Genomic DNA, 17,780 nt, shown 5'->3' on the forward strand with positions numbered 1-17,780 from the left:
GGTCATCGATGACAGAGCGCCAGAAGGACCGGCCGTGGCTGATGCGGACGTACGCCGGTCACTCCACGGCAGAGGCGTCCAACGAGCTGTACCGGCGCAACCTCGCCAAGGGGCAGACGGGCCTCTCCGTGGCCTTCGACCTGCCGACGCAGACCGGGTACGACCCCGACCACATCCTCGCCCGCGGCGAGGTCGGCCGGGTCGGCGTGCCGGTCTCGCACCTCGGTGACATGCGCCGGCTGTTCCAGGACATCCCGCTGGAGCAGATGAACACCTCGATGACCATCAACGCCACCGCCATGTGGCTGCTGGCGCTCTATCAGGTCGTCGCCGAGGAGCAGGGCGCCGACATCACCCAGCTCCAGGGGACGACCCAGAACGACATCGTGAAGGAGTACCTGTCGCGGGGGACGCACGTCTTCCCGCCGGTTCCCTCGCTCCGGCTGACGACGGACATGATCACCTACACGGTGAACCACATCCCCAAGTGGAACCCGATCAACATCTGCAGCTACCACCTCCAGGAGGCGGGAGCCACCCCGGTCCAGGAGATCGCGTACGCGATGTCCACCGCGATCGCCGTCCTGGACGCGGTGTTCGCGTCGGGGCAGATCGCCGAGGACCGCAAGGGTGATGTCGTCGCGCGCATCTCCTTCTTCGTGAACGCGGGCGTCCGCTTCATCGAGGAGATGTGCAAGATGCGGGCGTTCGGGCGGATCTGGGACCAGATCACGCGCGAGCGGTACGGCATCGAGGACCCCAAGCAGCGCCGCTTCCGGTACGGCGTCCAGGTCAACTCCCTCGGTCTGACCGAGGCTCAGCCGGAGAACAACATCCAGCGGATCGTCCTCGAGATGCTGGCCGTGACGCTTTCGAAGGACGCCCGCGCGCGTGCCGTGCAACTCCCCGCCTGGAACGAGGCGTTGGGCCTGCCCCGGCCCTGGGACCAGCAGTGGTCGCTGCGCATGCAGCAGGTGCTCGCCTACGAGAGCGACCTGCTGGAGTACGCGGACATCTTCGAGGGCTCGCACGTCATCGAGGCCAAAGTGGCGTCCCTGGTCGAGGAATCGCTCGCCGAGATCGACCGCATCCAGGAGATGGGCGGCGCGATGGCCGCCGTCGAGTCGGGCTACCTGAAATCGCAGCTCGTCTCCTCGCACGCCGAGCGCCGGGCCCGTATCGAGTCCGGCCAGGAGAAGATCGTCGGCGTCAACATCTTCGACTCGACCGAGCCGAACCCGCTCACGGCCGACCTGGACGCGGCGATCCAGACGGTCGACCCGGCGGTCGAGGCCCGAGTGGTCGGGGCCCTCCAGAACTGGCGCGACACCCGGTATCAGCCGCCGTTCAACCACCCGCGCCCGTGCAAGGCGCTGGAGCGGCTGAAGGCGGCCGCCAAGGGCACCGACAACCTCATGGAAGCCACCCTGGAGTGCGCCCGCGCCGGCGTCACGACCGGCGAGTGGTCCGGGGCCCTGCGCGAGGTGTTCGGCGAGTTCCGCGCCCCCACCGGTGTCTCGTCCGCGCCCGTCGCGGTCACCGCCGAGGAGGGCACCGCGATGGCGCTGGTGCGCAAGAAGGTGGAGCGGACGGCGCAGGACATGGGCGTCGGCAAACTCCGCTTCCTGGTCGGCAAGCCGGGCCTGGACGGGCACTCCAACGGCGCCGAGCAGATCGCCGTGCGGGCCCGCGACGCCGGGTTCGAGGTGGTCTACCAGGGCATCCGGCTCACCCCTGAGGAAATCGTGGCCGCGGCCGTCGCCGAGGACGTGCACGGCGTCGGTCTCTCGATCCTGTCCGGCTCGCACGCCCAGCTGGTGCCGGACGTGCTGGAGAGGCTGCGCGAGGCCGGTGCGGCCGACATCCCGGTGATCGCGGGCGGGATCATCCCGAACGCCGACGCCGAACTACTGAAAGCCGCGGGAGTGGCCGCGGTCTTCACCCCGAAGGACTTCGACATCACCGGAATCATCGGCCGTATCGTCGACGAGATCCGCAAAGCGAACAAGCTCGACCCCCTGGAGGTCCCCGCATGACCGTCAACCGTCTGCGTCCCCGCCGCTCCTGCCTCGCGGTGCCGGGAAGCAACCCCCGCTTCCTGGAGAAGGCGCAGGGCCTCCCCGCGGACCAGGTCTTCCTCGACCTCGAGGACGCGTGCGCGCCGCTCGCCAAGCCCGAGGCGCGGCACACCATCGTCAAGTTCCTCAACGAGGGCGACTGGACCGGCAAGACGAGGGTCGTGCGGGTCAACGACTGGACGACGGAGTGGACGTACCGCGATGTCGTGACGGTTGTCGAGGGCGCCGGTCCGAACCTCGACTGCATCATGCTGCCGAAGGTGCAGGACGCCCAGCAGGTCGTCGCGCTCGACCTCCTGCTGACCCAGATCGAGAAGACGATGGGCTTCGAGGTCGGCAAGATCGGTATCGAGGCGCAGATCGAGAACGCCAAGGGCCTGGTCAACGTCAACGAGATCGCGGCCGCCTCGCCGCGCACCGAGACCATCATCTTCGGCCCGGCCGACTTCATGGCGTCGATCAACATGAAGACCCTGGTCGTGGGCGAACAGCCGCCCGGCTACGGCGCGGACGCCTACCACTACATCCTGATGAAGATCCTGATGGCGGCCCGTACCTACGACCTCCAGGCGATCGACGGCCCGTACCTGCAGATCCGCAACGTGGACGGCTACCGCGAGGTCGCGCAGCGCGCCGCCGCCCTCGGCTTCGACGGCAAGTGGGTGCTGCACCCGGGTCAGGTCGAGGCGTCGAACGAGATCTTCTCGCCCTCCCAGGAGGACTTCGACCACGCCGAACTGATCCTGGACGCCTACGAGTACTGCACGTCCGAGGCGGGCGGCAAGAAGGGCTCCGCGATGCTCGGCGACGAGATGATCGACGAGGCCAGCCGCAAGATGGCGCTCGTCATCTCGGGCAAGGGCCGGGCCGCCGGCATGCAGCGCACGTCCAAGTTCGAAGCCCCGGAGGCCTGAGCACCATGCAGTTCGGACGCACCTACGAAGAGTTCGAGGTCGGCGCGGTCTACAAGCACTGGCCCGGAAAAACGGTCACGGAGTACGACGACCACCTCTTCTGTCTGCTGACCATGAACCACCACCCGCTCCACATGGACAGCAACTACGCGGAGAAGACGACCGACTTCGGGAAGAACGTCGTCGTCGGGAACTACATCTACTCCCTGCTGCTCGGCATGTCGGTCCCCGACGTGTCCGGCAAGGCGATCGCCAACCTGGAGGTCGAGTCGCTGAAGCACGTGGCGCCGACCTTCCACGGCGACACGATCTACGGCGAGACCACGGTCCTCGACAAGACGCCGTCCAGGTCCAAGTCGGACCGCGGGATCGTCTACGTGGAGACCAAGGGCTACAAGCAGGACGGCACGCTGGTCTGCGTGTTCCGCCGCAAGGTGATGGTCCCCACCGAGACGTACATCAAGGAGCGCGGCGGCGAGCAGCCCGGCCGCCCGGAGCTGAAGCAGACGGAGAAGTAGCCATGGCGCGACTCGCCCAGACCGCCGGTCTCACCGAAATCCAGCAGGAGATCCTCTCCACCGTCCGCGACTTCGTGGACAAGGAGATCATCCCGGTCGCCACCGAGCTGGAGCACCGCGACGAGTACCCACAGGAGATCGTCGACGGGCTCAAGGAGTTGGGCCTCTTCGGGCTGATGATCCCGGAGGAGTACGGCGGTCTGGGCGAGTCCCTCCTGACGTACGCGCTGTGCGTCGAGGAGATCGCCCGTGGCTGGATGTCGGTGTCCGGCATCATCAACACCCACTTCATCGTGGCCTACATGCTCAAGCAGCACGGCACACAGGAGCAGAAGGACTACTTCCTGCCGCGGATGGCGCTGGGCGAGACGCGGGGCGCCTTCTCGATGTCGGAGCCGGCACTCGGCTCGGATGTCTCGGCGATCACGTCGAAGGCGGTCAAGGACGGCGACGAGTACGTCCTGAACGGTCAGAAGATGTGGCTGACGAACGGCGGCACATCGAACCTGGTGGCCGTCCTCGTGAAGAGTGACGAAGGACACCCCGAGGGCACCCCGGCCCACAAGTCGATGACGACCTTCCTGATCGAGAAGGAGCCCGGCTTCGGAGAGGTCCGCCCCGGCCTCACCATCCCCGGGAAGATCGACAAGATGGGCTACAAGGGGGTCGACACCACCGAGTTGATCATGGACGGACTGCGCATTCCGGCCAATCGCGTGCTCGGCGGGACCACCGGCCGAGGGTTTTACCAAATGATGGACGGGGTCGAGGTCGGCCGCGTGAATGTGGCGGCGCGTGGCTGTGGCGTCGCACAACGTGCATTTGAGCTGGGTGTCTCCTATGCCCAGCAGCGTCACACTTTCGGCAAGCCGATCGCCCAGCACCAGGCGATCCAGTTCAAGCTGGCCGAGATGGCTACCAAGGTCGAGGCCGCCCATGCGATGATGGTGAATGCAGCACGCAAAAAGGACTCCGGGGAACGAAACGACCTCGAAGCAGGGATGGCGAAGTACCTCGCCTCCGAATACTGCAAGGAAGTAGTCGAGGACGCTTTCCGGATCCACGGTGGCTACGGCTTCTCGAAGGAGTACGAGATCGAGCGTCTCTACCGTGAGGCGCCAATGCTGCTGATCGGCGAAGGTACCGCCGAGATCCAGAAAATGATCATCGGGCGCAGGCTGCTCGAAGAGTACCGACTCCAGGGCTAGATGTCCCGGTTAGGGGTGTTTCCTTCGAGAAGAACATCACACCCCGTCAGCACTCTTCAGCCGTCGACTCGGCTTCCTGGCTTGCCCAGTTGTGGCCCGCGACCGGTACGATCCCGGGAAAGCCGCCGTCCCCCGTTTTTGCAGCGCGGCATCATCCGCTACGAAGGTCATCCATGCCCCACAGCCAAACCTCTGCACCTCGCGACAGCCTGGCAGGCGTACGCCTCGCGCGCGGAGCATCGCCGTGGCTTCTCCCGACCGTTGCCACCGCAGCCCTCAGCCTGGCACGCGCACGCCACTCCGGCGTCGCCAAGGCCGTGGCCGTACCCGCCACCGCGCTCGCGGCGGGGATGCTGTGGTTCTTCCGCGACCCAGAGCGTGAGATCACGCAGGGCAGGGTCATCTCGCCCGCCGACGGTGTGGTGCAGAGCATCATGCCGTGGAAGGACGGACGCACCCGCGTCGCGATCTTCATGAGCCCGCTGAACGTCCACGTCAACCGCGCGCCTCTCTCCGGCACGGTGACATCGGTCGAGCACATCCCCGGTGGGTTCGTTCCGGCGTTCAACAAGGAGAGCGAGAACAACGAACGCGTCGTCTGGCACTTCGACACCGAGCTCGGTGACATCGAGATGATCCAGATCGCCGGCGCGGTCGCCCGCCGTATCGTTCCTTATATCCCTCAGGGTACGAAGGTCGAGCAGGGCGAGCGGATCGGCTTGATCCGGTTCGGCTCGCGCGTCGACATCTATCTCCCCGAGGGTGTCGAGGTTGACGTGGAGGTCGGTCAGAAGACCGTGGCTGGGGTGACTCGAATTGACCGTGATTGATCCCGAGACGCAGGCAGGCACCGGCTGGGTGCCGGAGGCCGACGAGGTGGACGACGAAGAGGAGATGCCCCTCTCTCTCCGCCTCTCAATAGCGGACACCCTCACCCTGGGCAACGCGACCTGCGGCTTCATGGCGGTGTACTTCACCACCACCGGCATCCTGATCCCGCACCTCACGGGCAGCCAGGAGACGGGCATGGCACGGCACAGCGCCGCCACGGCCGTCATCCTCATGCTGTGCGCGGCGGTCTTCGACCTCTTCGACGGCCTGGTCGCCCGCAAGCTGCGCTCCTCCCCCATGGGCGCCGAGCTGGACAACCTCTCCGACCTGATCAGCTTCGGGCTCGCTCCGGCGTACTTCGTGCTGGTCTACGGCATGGTCGCGGACGACGCGCATCAGCGGGTGGCGGCGCTGGGGGCCATCGTGGTCCTCCTCGCGGTCGTACTGAGACTCGCGCGCTTCTCCTGCGTCACGGTCAAGGACGGCACGTTCCAGGGCATGCCATCGCCCTTCGGAGCACTCACCGTGGTCTCCATCGTGCTGCTCGAGCTGCCGTTCGTCGCCACGCTCATGGCGATCCTCGGCACCGCCTGGCTGATGGTGAGCCGGGTCGAGTACCCGAAGCCGAGGGGGCGGCTCGCCATCGCGATGCTCTCCTGGATCGTCGTCAGCATGGGCCTCCTCGTGGCCTGGGCCTTCGACGCTCCCAGCGGGATACTGCTGCTGCAGACCGGGTGCGCGCTGCAGCTGGTCATGGGTGCGGTGATTCCCCTCTTCGCCACGGCTCGGAAGGTGAACAACTTCCGGGACAACCGGCGTGAGGCACGGGCGGCTCAGCTGCCGTAGTGCTTGTACGAGCCGCGCTTGTACGTACCGAAGGGCCCCGAACCACACGGTTCGGGGCCCTTCGGCTTTTTCGGGGCCCTTGTTCGGCCTTTGGTGTCACGCCCCTGGCGTGTAGCCCTCTGCCGCCGTCGAGGCCGCCGCCTCCCGGACCACCGTCATTCCGCCCACGGCGCTCTTGTCCGGCTTCAGGATGATGCTCTGCTTCGAGGACGGGGACTTCGGATCGCTGAAGTCCTGGGTGACGCCGAAGCCCGGGTCGAAGGCGTCGATCGTCAGCAGGGCCTTGTCGACGCCTTCGCGGGTGAGGTCCTTGCTGTCGCAAGCCTTCTTCAGGGCCTCACCGAAGGCGGCCGCCGCGGTCCAGCCGGCCACCACACCGTTGTCGAGGGAGTCCTTCGGGTAGGCCGCCTTGTAGTCCTCGACGAGCTTCTTGCCCTCCGGGGTGTCGGCGCCGATGGGGAGAGAGGGCGAGGCCACGTAGTAGTTCGCCGTCAGGGCCGGGCCCGCCTGGGTGGCCAGCAGCTGCGGGGCGAAGGCCGAGTTGTTGCCGATGATCGGCACATTGAACCTTCCGGCCGCCGCGACACCGACGAGCGAGGCCGCCTGGCGCGGTCCCGCGCTGATCACGATCGCCTTGACACCGGCCTGTTTGAGGGCGGCGACCTGGGCGGTCATGTCGTTGTCGGTCGGCTTGATCTTCTGCTCGACGACGGTGAGCCCCGACTCCTTCGCCATGTACTTGGAGCCGACCAGGGCGTTCTCGCCGTAGTCCCCCTCGAAGTACACATGGCCGATCTTGTCGCCCGCCTTGATGCCCTTCTCCTTGATCAGGAAGTCGACGGCGTTGATCGTCTCGATGTCGTACGTCGATCCGATGACCCGGATGTACGGGCTGCCCAGCAGGGTGGCCGACCAGGCCTGCGGCAGCACGAGCCCCTTGTCCTGGCCGTCCACCCGCTGCTTCACGGCGGCGACGAACGGCGAGCCGATGAACTGCGTGAAGCCCAGCACCTTCGGCGCAAGCTCCGTGTACCCGGAGACCGCCTTCTGCGGGTCGTAGCCGTGGTCCCGGACGGTGAGCGCCAGCTGGTAGCCGCAGATGCCGCCGTCGGCGTTGACCTGCTTCACATAGAGCTGCTGGGCCTGTGTGACGCTCTTGCCGAGGGTGGCGTAGACGCCGGTCATGTCGGTGAGCGCGCCGAGACTGATGGTCTTGCCGGAGATGCCGTCGCCGGTCTTCACCCCGCCGGCGGCCGTCTCCTTGTCGTCGTCCCCGTCCTTGGCCTTGGAGCTGCACCCGGCCAGCACGAGCAGGGCGGCCAGCGTCCCGGCGGCCACCCTTGCCATGTATGTCCTTCTCATCGTTCCTCCCCTGGAGTGGGCCTTGAGCCGTTCGGCTTGGCGCGACGCCGGGCGGCGACCCTGATCAGGCCGCCCGGCAGGAAGAGCACGACCGCCACGACGGCGGCGCCGTAGAGGTACCTCGACGCCTCGCCCGGTGCGATCCCCCCGGTGCCGGGGTCGGAGACCAGGGGCAGCGCGTCGCTGTAGCGGGTCAGCAGCTGCGGCAGCAGGGAGACAAACGCGGCCCCGACCACCGCCCCGGCGACCGAGCCGAGTCCGCCGATGACGATCATGGCGAGATATTCGAGCGAGAGGATCATGCCGAAGTAGTCCGGCACCGTCCGCTGGAAGATCAGCGCGAGCAGCACCCCGGCCAGGCCCGCGTACATCGAGGACAGCACGAAGACCGCGGCGCGGTAGCGGGCGACCGGCACGCCGATCACCCCGGCCGCGATCCGGTGGTCGCGGATCGCGTTCATGGCCCGCCCCGGCCGGCCCCGCAGCACCCCGCGGGCGAAGAGCGCACCGCCCAGAAGCATCAGGAGGCCCGCGTACCAGAGCTTCTCGGCGGAGCCGAACGGCACGGCGGCGACGACGAGTTCACGGTCGTCGAAGGTCAGCCCGAAGATGCTCAGGGGTGGTACGTCGCGGCCGTTGAAGCCGCCCGTCAGATCACGCGCGTTGAACAGCACGTGCTGGCCGATGACGATCAGGGCGAGGGTGGCGATGCCGAGATACGCGCCGCGCAGCCGCCCCGCGATGGGGCTGAACAGCCCGCCCGCGACACCGGCGGCCAGCACGGCCAGGACGGTGGCGAGCCAGGTCGGCAGCCCGAGCCCGGTCAGTCCGTCGCCCCCGTCACCGGCGAACACGCAGTAGCCGTACGCCCCGACCGCCAGGAAGAAGGCGTGCCCCATGGAGAGCTGTCCGGTCGCGCCGGTGAGCAGGTTGATGCCGATCGCGCCGATCGCGGCGGCCATCGCGAACAGGCCCGCCTGGAGCCAGAAGCGGTCCAGGTAGAAGGGCAGGGCGAGCAGCAGGACGGCGCCCGCGGCCCAGACGTATGTGCGGGGACGGGTGAACCACAGCGGTGGAGCGCCGCTCCTGCGGGTGCTTGCGAGGACCTCAGACACGGGCGAGCTCCTTCGTGCCGAAGAGCCCGGCGGGCCGGATGAGCAGGATCGCGACCATGACGAGGTACGGGGCGAGGTCGCCGAGTCCCCTGCCCAGGAAGGTCAGATCGCTCTGGTAGCCGGTGGCGAGGGACTCCGTGATCCCGACGAGCAGACCGCCGACCAGCGCGCCCGTCGTCGAGTCGAGACCCCCGAGGATCGCGGCTGGGAAGGCCTTCAGCGCGGCGAGTGAGGTGGCCCGCTCGAGGCCCGGAGTCGGGAAGACGGTGAGGAACAGCGCGGCGACCGCGGCGAGTCCACCGGCCACCGCCCAGGCGCCTAGCGACACCCGCCCGAGCCGTACGCCCATGAGAGCGGCGGTCTCCGGGCTTTCGGCGGCGGCGCGCATCGCCACGCCCCACGAGGTGTACCGGAAGGCCAGCAGGAAGGCCGTGATGAGCAGGGCGGCGGCCACGAACGCGGCGATCCGCGTGTGCGCGAGGGAGACCGGCCCGACCGTGAGCACCGCGTCGCCCCACGGATCGCCGAGCGGCAGTACGTCCGTGCCGATACGCCGGGTCAGTTCGGTGGTGAGCAGGATGTCGACGCCGATGGTGACGATGGCGAGAACACTGTGGTCGGACCCCCGGTAGCGGCGCATCACCAGGAACTCCACCGCCGCCCCCACCAGCGCGGCGCCCGCGATCCCGGCGAGCAGCGCGGGCCAGAAGCCGATGTCGTCGTGGAGGGAGGCGGTGACATAGCCGCCCGCGAGCAGCAGCGAGGCGTGGGCGAAGTTCACGACCTCGGTGGCGCGGAAGATGACGACGAAGCCTAGAGCGATGAGGGCGTAGACGGAGCCCAACGAGACGCCGTTGAGGAGGAGTTCGGCGAAGGTGCTCATGAGGCGGTCTCCTCACCGTCGGTGCGGGCCTTGTCGGGGCGGTCCCTGTCGGCACGGTCCTGGTCGGCGCGGTCACCGTCCGCGGGCTCATCGTCCGCACGCTCGCCCAGGTAGGCCCGTACGACCGCCGGATCCTTCTGTACGTCGACGGGGGCGCCGTCGGCGATCAGCCGGCCGAAGTCCAGTACGGTCACCGCGTCCGCGAGCCGCATCACCACCCCCATGTCGTGTTCGACGAGCACGATCGAGATGCCGAGGCTGTCGCGGACGCCCGCGACGACCGCGGCGGTGCGGCGTCGTTCGTCGGCGGTCATGCCCGCGACCGGTTCGTCGAGCAGCAGGAGGCGGGGCTCCATGCACAGGGCGCGGGCGAGTTCGGCGAGCTTCTGCTGCCCGTACGGGAGCGAGCCCGCCGGGCGGTCGAGTTGCTGTTCAATGCCCACGAACTCGGCTATCTCGCGGACGCGTTCACGGTGCCGGCGCTCCTCGCGGGCCGCCGCGGGCAGCCGAAGTCCCGCGGCCAGGAAGCCGGTGCGGGTCAGCCGGTGGCGGCCGAGCAGCAGGCTGTCCTCGACCGTGGCCAGCGGCGGCAGGGCGAGGTTCTGGAAGATCCGCGCCACGCCCAGACCCGCGATGCGGTGCGGAGGGAGTCCGGTGAGCTCGTGCTCGCCGAACCGTACGCTGCCGGAGGCGGGCCGGCAGACACCGGAAAGCACGTTGAAACAGGTGGACTTGCCGGCGCCGTTGGGGCCGATGAGGGCGTGCACGGTGCCGGGGCGGACGGTGAAGCTGACGGCGTCGAGGGCGGTCAGGCCGGCGAAGCGGACCGTCAACTCCCTTACGTGGAGTGGCGGGACGTCGGTGTCGGGCGAGTCTTCCATCGCGGGCGTCACCCCTTCCACCTGGGCAGTGTCGGGTGGGTGGCGCGGGCCTGGGAGGCGTCTTCTGCCGCGTCCTCGTCGACGACGCCCAGATAGCGGCGGCGCACCTCGTCGGAGGCGGCGAGTTCGTCGGCCGGGCCCGAGAGGGTCACTTCGCCGACTTCGAGGACGTACGCGCGGGAGGCGAGCCGCAGGGCGAGCGCGGCGTTCTGCTCGACGAGCAGGACCGAGGTGCCCTGGGCGTTGATCTCCCGTACGGTGTCGGCGATTCGCCGAGCCATCAACGGGGCGAGTCCGAGGGACGGTTCGTCGAGCAGGAGCACCTTGGGAGTGGCCATCAGGGCCCGCGCGACCGCGAGCATCTGCTGTTCGCCGCCCGAGAGGAGGCCCGCGCGCTGCTGGGCGCGTTCGGCGAGGACGGGGAACAGGTCGTGCACACGGCGCAGGGCGGCCGCTCGCTCCGCCCGGCCGCCCACGGCTCCGAGCGCTCCGGCCCGCAGATTGTCCGCGACCGTCATCCGGGCGAACACCCGTCGTCCTTCCGGTACTTGGGACACCCCTGCGGCCACCACCCGGTCCGGGGCCAGCCGGTCGAGCGGGCGTCCGCCGAGGGCGACCGTGCCGCCGGTCACCGCTCCCCCGTGGAAGGAGAGCGTCCGGCACACCGCCCGCAGCAGCGTCGACTTGCCCGCGCCGTTGCTGCCGAGGACGGCGACCACGGCTCCCTCGGGCACCTCCAGAGAGACCTGACGCAGTGCGCGTACGGGTCCGTATCCGACCGACAGGTCCCGTACGAGCAGAACGGAACCGCCCATGGCACCTCCACCTCCCGCTGTCCTCGCTCGGTGTGGCGCTCACCTCAGCACCGGTCCAGGCGCCCGTCCACGGGGCGCGGGCGAAACGCGGCGGGTGCCCAGAGGTCGCGCCCGGCCGTTGTGCACGCGCACAACACCGCGTGTCAGGGGCCTGTCCGGCGGGCCTCCCCGGTGACATCCTCCGGCCATGGGACGGCGCCGACCGCGGACCGGTCATGACTGGAAGCTGCTCGCGGAGTCCTGCGCGACTCTGCTGGAACGGCTGCCCGAGCTCGTCGACGAGCATCTGCGGCAGCTCACCGAGTACTCCCCCGTCTACGGACAGGTGCTGCCTTACGACGAGCAGTGGCGGGAGGCGGAGACCGCGATGCGCATCGGCATCGAGACGCTCTCCGCGCCGCGGGACTCGCCGCGCCGCGATCTGGAGTACGCCGAGGACGCGGGCCGCCGCCGTGCCCAGCAGGGGGTTCCGCTGGAGCTGCTCGTGCACGCCTACCGCTCCGCGGGCTATCTCGTGTGGGACGCGCTGATGGAGGGCGTGGCCGGGCGGGAGCCGGAGCGGCTCGCGATGCTCATGCGCTCGGCGACCATGGTGTGGTCCGCGGTGGACGCGCAGGCCGCGACCGCCACGGAGGCCTACCGGGCCACCGAGATGGAGCTGCGGCGGCGAACCGACGAGCAGTTGCAGGCCCTCCTCGACGCCCTGCTCGAAGGGCAGCAGACGCCTGGGCTCGCGGCTCGGGCCGCCGCCGGGCTCGATCTGCCGGAGCGTGGGCCGTACGCCGTGGTGGTACTGCGTGCCGAGCGCCATGACGGACGGGACGCGTGCCCTCGGCCCATGCTGGGTGCGGGGCTGCGTTTCATCTGGCGGATGCGGGCGGACTGCGAGGTGGGCGTGGTCGCCCTTGGGCCCGGGCAGGGGCTCGACGGGGTGGCCCGGCTCCTCGACGGGCGGTGTCAGGGGCCGGGCGGTATCAGTCCCGTGGTGGCCGGGCTCGCCGAGCTGGGGCGGGCCCGGCGGCTCGCCGAGCTGGCGCTGCGTACCTGTCCGCCGGACGCCACCGATGTCGTACGCCTCGACCAGCGGATGCCGACCGCGCTCGTCGTCAGCCAGCCCGAGCTGGCGGCCCGTCTTGTCTCGGACGTGTTCGGGGAGCTGCTGGAGCTCGAGCCCGGCGATCGGGCCGTCCTTCTCGAGACGCTCGACGTCTGGCTCTCCTGCGAGGGCTCCGCCGGGCGGGCCGCGGGGCGCCTGTACTGCCACCGCAACACGGTCTTCAACCGCCTACGCCGGCTCGAACAGCTGACGTCCCGGTCACTGGCCCGGCCTCGGGATCTGATCGAGATGACGTTGGCGTTGGATGCGTATCGGTTGTCGGGGGTGGGGCGGTGAGACGGTTTTTCGCCCCCTCCGCCCCTTCCCGTCCCGCACTTCCGGGCTACGCCCGGTTTCAGCCCGTCCGGCGTTTGAGGACGAGGCCGTTCAGGCCGAAAGCGGGGGTCTGGGGGCGGCAGCCCCCAGAAACGGGACGGGAAGGGGCGGAGGGGGCGAAAAACCCCACCCCCATCCCCCCACCCACCTCAGTTCAAGAAGTCCCGCCCGATGTTCTCCGCCACCTTCTCCAGGATCGGCCCCGCATCCGCGATGCACTTCGCGATGTCGGGCTCCACCTCGGTGAGGGGGTACGCGCGGCGGATGCCGGCCTTGCCGAGGGCCTCCGGGCGCAGGCCGAGGCGGCCACAGACCGCGACGACCTCCTTGCCCGCGGCACGCGCGGCGGCGGCCACCCCGGCGGGCGCCTTCCCGTGCAGGGTCTGCTCATCGAGCGACCCCTCACCGGTGATGACCAACGTGGCCCGCTCCAGCGCGGGCGCGAAGCCGAGAACGTCGAGCATGACCTCGATACCGGGCCGAAAGCGCGCACCGAGAACAAGCGCGCCGTACCCGATCCCACCCGCGGCCCCGGCCCCGGGCGCCGCCGCGTACTCGGCGGCCCTGGACCCGATGGCCTTCTCCAGAACGGCGGCGAAGTGGGCGAGCGATGCGTCCAGGACGGCGACGTCGTCGGGTCCGGCCCCCTTCTGCGGGCCGTACACGGCAGGCGCACCCTTGGGCCCGGTGAGCGGATTGTCCACGTCGGAGGCGAGAACGAAGTCGACCGAGGAGATCCGGGCGTCGAGGCCGGACAGATCGGCGGTCACGACATCGCTGAGCGCGCCCCCACCGGGCGCGACGGGCTCACCGTCCGCGTCCAGGAACCGCGCACCGAGCGCGGACAGCATCCCCGCACCCCCATCGGTGGTGGCGCTCCCGCCCACACCGAAGACGATGGCCCGCGCCCCCGCGTCCAGCGCGGCCCGCAGCAGCTCTCCGGACCCGTACGTCGAGGACGTGAGCGGCGCGAAGACCCCGGCCGGCAGCCGCTGCAGCCCGCTGGCCTCCGCCATCTCCACGACCGCCGTGTCCCCGCGCAGCGCGAACGCCGCCGTGACCTCGTCGCCGAGCGGCCCGGCGACCCGCACCTCACGCCGCTCGAACCCGGCGGCGACCGCCGCGTCGACGGTCCCGTCACCGCCGTCGGCCACCGGCAGCGCCTCGACCTCGACATGCGGCGCGACGCGGCGCAGCCCGGCCGTCACACGCTCGGCGACCTGCACGGCCGTCAGCGATCCCTTGAACTTGTCCGCGGCGATCAGCACACGCGCCGCCTGCCGAGTCCGATTCACAGCAGCGTCCGCCACCTTGCATCCCCTTGCTTTCGGCCTTGCTCACGTCAAGGCAGTCGCGCCGCTGCGACCTTAACCGGAGGAAGCCCCCGCCGTCATGCCCCGCCCGGACCGCGGAACACCGCGCACCATCGTCCGGAATTGGGTAAACCGGAGCTATGACCTCTGTGGGCACTGAGCTCGCCGACCGCATCCATGGGGGCTGGCTGGGCCGGATCGCGGGCAACATGCTCGGCAAACCGGTCGAGCAGGGCGACCACTGGACGCGGGACCGGATCGACCGCTATCTGCGGCAGGCCGCGGCCCTGCCCCTCACCGACTACCTCCCCGAGCCCGCCGCCGACGGAGGCGGGAGCGGCGAATTCGAGCTGCGGCCCGAGTGGCGACAGTGCGTACGCGGCCGTATCCACGGCAGCTGCCGCGACGACGACGTGGACTACGCGATCCTCGGGCTCGACCTCCTGGAGACGCACGGCTTCGGCTTCAGCACCGAGCAGGTCGGTGACCTGTGGCTGCTGCGGCTGCCGTATCTGCAGACGTTCACTGCGGAGCGGGCCGCGTACCGGAACCTCGCCAATGGGATCAAACCGCCGCTGACAGCGACGTACGACAATCCCTACCAGGAGTGGATCGGGGCTCTCATCCGCGCCGACGTCTACGGCTGGACCTGTCCGGACTCGCCGCGGCAGGCGGCCTCGCTGGCCCGTCGCGACGCCGTCCTCTCCCACACCGGCAACGGCGTGTATGGCGCGATGTGGGCGGCGGCGCTGATCTCGGCGGCCTTCACCGCGCCGAGCGTGCGGCACTCGCTGGACACGGCGCTCACGGTGATCCCCGCGAGCTGCCGCCTCGCGCGGACCGTACGACGGGTGATGACGCTCCACGAGACGCGGATGACCTGGGACGACACACTCACGACCGTCTCCGAGGAGACCGCGGGGCTCGGCTGGATCCACACGATCCCGAACGCCGCGGTCCTCACGGCCGGGCTCCTGTACGGCGACGGCGACTTCACCCGCACCATCACCCTGACCGTCCGTGGCGGCCTGGACACCGACTCGAACGGCGCGACCGCGGGCTCCGTGGCGGGCGTCCTGTGCGGGGCCGCTGCGATCCCCGCACAGTGGCGGGACCCGCTGGAGGACACCGTACGGAGTGCGGTGTTCGGCTTCGACAGAGCGCGGATCAGCGAGCTCGCGTCACGTACGGTCGCGTTGACGACACGGGCCTAGGTCGTGTCCGCAATGTCAGGGGAGCCAGAGTCGTAGGCAGGCGATGGTGACCAGGGCTTGGTAGTGGCGGGCGCGTTTGTCGTAGCGGGTGGCGAGGGCTTTGTTGTGCTTGAGCTTGTTGAAGCAGCGTTCGACGAGGTTGCGGCGCCGGTAGGCCGCTTTGTCGAGGCGGCAGCGGCTCTCGCCGCGGCGGATGCGGCCGTTGATCTGGTCGATGCGTTCCGGGATCGCTGCCTTGATCCCGCGTCGGCGCAGGTAGGTGCGGATCTTCGTGGACGAGTAGCCCTTGTCGGCGGCGACCCGCTCGGGCCGGGTCCGGGGTCGCCCCGGCCCGCATCCCGGCACCCGGATCCGGGCCATCACTGCTTCGAACTGGGTGCAGTCGTTGACGTTCCCGCCGGTGAGGGTGAAGGCCAGCGGCCGGCCCCGGCCGTCGCAGGCCAGGTGGATCTTCGTGGTCAGTCCGCCGCGGGAACGGCCGATCGCCTCGCCCGGCCACGGCCCCCTTTTCGGGCCCCGGCGGCGTGCTGGTGGGCCCGCACGGTCGTGGAGTCCAGGCACACGATCGTCCAGTCGACCGCGCCGACGGCGTCGGAATGCTGCTGAACGTGAGCCAGCAGCCGGTCCCATGTACCGTCGGCGGACCAGCGGCGGAAGCGTTCGTAGACCGTTTTCCACGGCCCGTACCGTTCGGGCAGGTCCCGCCAGGCCGCCCCGGTCGACAGCTTCCACAGGATGCCGTTGACCACCTGACGGCGGTCCCGCACCGGACGGCCCATCCGCGGCGGAGCGAGCAACGGCCCGATCACCGCCCACGACTCATCAGTCAACTCATGACGACGCACCACGAACAGACCAACGACCAACCCACTTTGCGGACACGACCTAGGACCTGTCCGGCCGGTGGCAGCCGGGGCCACCTCCAACTCGCCGAACCCGGCAGCGAGTCGGAGGAACGGCTCCACAAGCTCGTTACCCTTAGTGAGTGACCACTCAAGACTTCGCCACGTACATCGCGGGCCTGCCCCGCGTCCTCGCCGGGGCCGCCGCCCTCTTCCGTGACGCCGACGGACGTGTCCTGCTCGTCGAGCCGAACTACCGTGACGGCTGGGCACTTCCGGGCGGCACGGTCGAATCGGACGACGGGGAGACTCCGCGCCAGGGCGCCCGCCGGGAGACCGCCGAGGAGATCGGCCTCGACATCGAACTCGGCCGGCTGCTCGCGGTCGACTGGGTGCACGGCACGGCGAGGCCCCCGCTGGTGGCGTACCTCTACGACGGTGGAGTCCTCGCCGAGAGTGACTTCAAGGCGATCCGGCTGCAGGAGGAGGAGTTGCTGTCGTGGCGTCTGGTCCCGCGGGACGAGCTGGCCGAGTTCCTGCCGGGTGCGCTGGGCCGTCGCGTCATGACCGCGCTCGATGTGCTGACGGAGGGCGCGGGGACGGCGGAGCTGGAGAACGGACACCGGGTCGGCTGACGCCGACTAGACCTGGACGACCCGCTCGGCGATGCCCTCCTTGATCGTCACCGCAACGGTCAGGTTGCCGTCCTTCGCGACCGCGTCCAGTTCATCGGCGGTGCAGGTCTCGGCCGCCTGGGTCTCGGGGTCACCGCAGATGTCACCGCCCTGGATCTCCGTGTCCTCCGCGATCCAGAAGGGACGACCGTCGACCTCCAACTTGCCCGGCGCCAGGTAGGTCAGCGTGCCGGTGACCGTACCGTCCGCACGGTTGTCCGCACTCGCGTCCCCGGTGTCGTCCTGTTCGGTCGGCTCCGCCGAGGCGTCGGTACCCCCACCCGACCCGCCGGTGATTTTGGTCGCTATGCCGTTCGCGATCACTACCTCGGCCGTGACCCTGCCGGTCTTGGCCGCCGCCTCCGCCTCGTCGGCGGTGCAGGTCTCCGCCGCCTGAGTCTCAGGGTCACCGCAGATCTCGCCGCCCTGGATCTCCGTGTCCTCCGCGATCCAGAAGGGACGACCGTCAACCTCCAACTTGCCCGGCGCCAGATACGTCAACGTGCCGGTGACCGTACCGTCCGCACGGTTGTCCGCACTGGCATCCGTGGCGTCGGCTGCGCTGGAAGGGGTGCTCGCACCGGATTCGGCGCCTGAACCGGTGGCGGAACCAGTGGCGGAACCGTCGGGGCCGCACGCGGTGAGGAACAGACCCGTAGCGGCCAGGAACCCGACGGCGGCGAGCGTACGGGAGCGGGTGCGGGAGCGGGTGAGCGACATGTCAGGTTGCCCTTTCGGCGTCATTTCCTCGTTGATCTCAACCCGTCAAACGCCATACACAGCAAGCCGGTTCATCGGCGCTCTCCCCTGTTGCACAGCCAGGATGAACCGCCGGTATCTGTTACAGGGACCCG

The 17,780-nt window shown here is 69.5% G+C and carries 16 protein-coding genes and 1 pseudogene; 9 read left to right on the forward strand and 8 right to left on the reverse strand.

Annotated elements, in window-relative coordinates:
• Positions 1–8: 8 nt before the first annotated feature.
• The 6 genes from OG266_RS08520 (at position 9) to pssA (ending at position 6,395) form a co-directional block, all read left to right on the forward strand.
• Complete coding sequence (locus OG266_RS08520) at positions 9–2,036, forward strand: protein meaA (protein ID WP_371544218.1); 2,028 nt, start codon at positions 9–11, stop codon at positions 2,034–2,036.
• Positions 2,033–2,992 carry a CoA ester lyase gene (locus OG266_RS08525; protein ID WP_266473540.1) on the forward strand — a complete coding sequence of 320 codons (960 nt, stop codon included), beginning with the start codon at positions 2,033–2,035 and terminating at the stop codon, positions 2,990–2,992. The genes OG266_RS08520 and OG266_RS08525 overlap by 4 nt, the downstream gene beginning before the upstream one ends.
• A gap of 5 nt (positions 2,993–2,997) precedes the next feature.
• Entirely contained in the window at positions 2,998–3,510 is a 513-nt protein-coding gene (locus OG266_RS08530) for a MaoC family dehydratase (RefSeq protein WP_326719734.1), read from the forward strand.
• A 2-nt stretch (positions 3,511–3,512) separates the two neighbouring features.
• The gene (locus OG266_RS08535; RefSeq protein WP_266473543.1) at positions 3,513–4,718 is read left to right on the forward strand and encodes an acyl-CoA dehydrogenase family protein; all 1,206 of its coding nucleotides are present in this window, start codon (positions 3,513–3,515) and stop codon (positions 4,716–4,718) included.
• 173 nt (positions 4,719–4,891) lie between these two features.
• On the forward strand, positions 4,892–5,548 hold the full coding sequence (locus OG266_RS08540; protein ID WP_266473544.1) for a phosphatidylserine decarboxylase: 657 nt from the start codon (positions 4,892–4,894) through the stop codon (positions 5,546–5,548).
• A gap of 28 nt (positions 5,549–5,576) precedes the next feature.
• The gene (pssA, locus tag OG266_RS08545) at positions 5,577–6,395 is read left to right on the forward strand and encodes a CDP-diacylglycerol--serine O-phosphatidyltransferase (protein WP_266474991.1); all 819 of its coding nucleotides are present in this window, start codon (positions 5,577–5,579) and stop codon (positions 6,393–6,395) included.
• A 96-nt stretch (positions 6,396–6,491) separates the two neighbouring features.
• Here pssA and OG266_RS08550 read toward each other — a convergent pair whose 3' ends face one another.
• The 5 genes from OG266_RS08550 to OG266_RS08570 are packed head-to-tail and all read right to left on the reverse strand — an operon-like array spanning position 6,492 to position 11,451.
• A complete protein-coding gene (locus tag OG266_RS08550; RefSeq protein WP_371544221.1) occupies positions 6,492–7,757 on the reverse strand; it encodes an ABC transporter substrate-binding protein in 1,266 nt (421 codons plus the stop codon).
• Positions 7,754–8,872 (reverse strand): branched-chain amino acid ABC transporter permease, encoded by a 1,119-nt coding sequence (locus OG266_RS08555; protein ID WP_371544224.1) that lies wholly within the window; start codon positions 8,870–8,872, stop codon positions 7,754–7,756. The genes OG266_RS08550 and OG266_RS08555 overlap by 4 nt, the downstream gene beginning before the upstream one ends.
• On the reverse strand, positions 8,865–9,755 hold the full coding sequence (locus tag OG266_RS08560; protein WP_266834546.1) for a branched-chain amino acid ABC transporter permease: 891 nt from the start codon (positions 9,753–9,755) through the stop codon (positions 8,865–8,867). Before OG266_RS08560 ends, OG266_RS08555 begins: the two co-directional genes overlap by 8 nt.
• Entirely contained in the window at positions 9,752–10,636 is an 885-nt protein-coding gene (locus OG266_RS08565; protein ID WP_371544227.1) for an ABC transporter ATP-binding protein, read from the reverse strand. Before OG266_RS08565 ends, OG266_RS08560 begins: the two co-directional genes overlap by 4 nt.
• Positions 10,637–10,644: 8 nt before the next feature.
• Positions 10,645–11,451 (reverse strand): ABC transporter ATP-binding protein, encoded by an 807-nt coding sequence (locus tag OG266_RS08570; RefSeq protein ID WP_371544229.1) that lies wholly within the window; start codon positions 11,449–11,451, stop codon positions 10,645–10,647.
• 187 nt (positions 11,452–11,638) lie between these two features.
• Here OG266_RS08570 and OG266_RS08575 point away from each other — a divergent pair, with 187 nt between their 5' ends.
• Positions 11,639–12,844, forward strand: coding sequence for a helix-turn-helix domain-containing protein (locus OG266_RS08575; RefSeq protein WP_371544231.1), 1,206 nt, complete (start codon positions 11,639–11,641; stop codon positions 12,842–12,844).
• A gap of 188 nt (positions 12,845–13,032) precedes the next feature.
• Here OG266_RS08575 and OG266_RS08580 read toward each other — a convergent pair whose 3' ends face one another.
• Positions 13,033–14,151, reverse strand: coding sequence for a glycerate kinase (locus OG266_RS08580; protein WP_371552698.1), 1,119 nt, complete (start codon positions 14,149–14,151; stop codon positions 13,033–13,035).
• Positions 14,152–14,336: 185 nt separating this feature from the next.
• On the opposite strand from OG266_RS08580, the gene OG266_RS08585 reads away from it, so the two are divergent.
• A complete protein-coding gene (locus tag OG266_RS08585; protein WP_371544232.1) occupies positions 14,337–15,410 on the forward strand; it encodes an ADP-ribosylglycohydrolase family protein in 1,074 nt (357 codons plus the stop codon).
• Positions 15,411–15,425: 15 nt separating this feature from the next.
• On the opposite strand, the pseudogene OG266_RS08590 reads toward OG266_RS08585, so the two are convergent.
• Positions 15,426–16,255 (reverse strand): annotated as a pseudogene (locus OG266_RS08590) (IS5 family transposase).
• 140 nt (positions 16,256–16,395) lie between these two features.
• Between OG266_RS08590 and OG266_RS08595 the strand changes: the two are divergent.
• Entirely contained in the window at positions 16,396–16,887 is a 492-nt protein-coding gene (locus tag OG266_RS08595; RefSeq protein WP_329544719.1) for an NUDIX hydrolase, read from the forward strand.
• 6 nt (positions 16,888–16,893) lie between these two features.
• Here the strand turns inward: OG266_RS08595 and OG266_RS08600 are convergent, their stop codons facing one another.
• Positions 16,894–17,646, reverse strand: a complete 753-nt coding sequence (locus tag OG266_RS08600) for a hypothetical protein (RefSeq protein WP_371544235.1) — start codon at positions 17,644–17,646, stop codon at positions 16,894–16,896.
• Between the last annotated feature and the right edge of the window lie 134 nt (positions 17,647–17,780).

The sequence above is a fragment of the Streptomyces sp. NBC_00554 genome, assembly GCF_041431135.1.
Classification (GTDB): Bacteria; Actinomycetota; Actinomycetes; order Streptomycetales; family Streptomycetaceae; genus Streptomyces.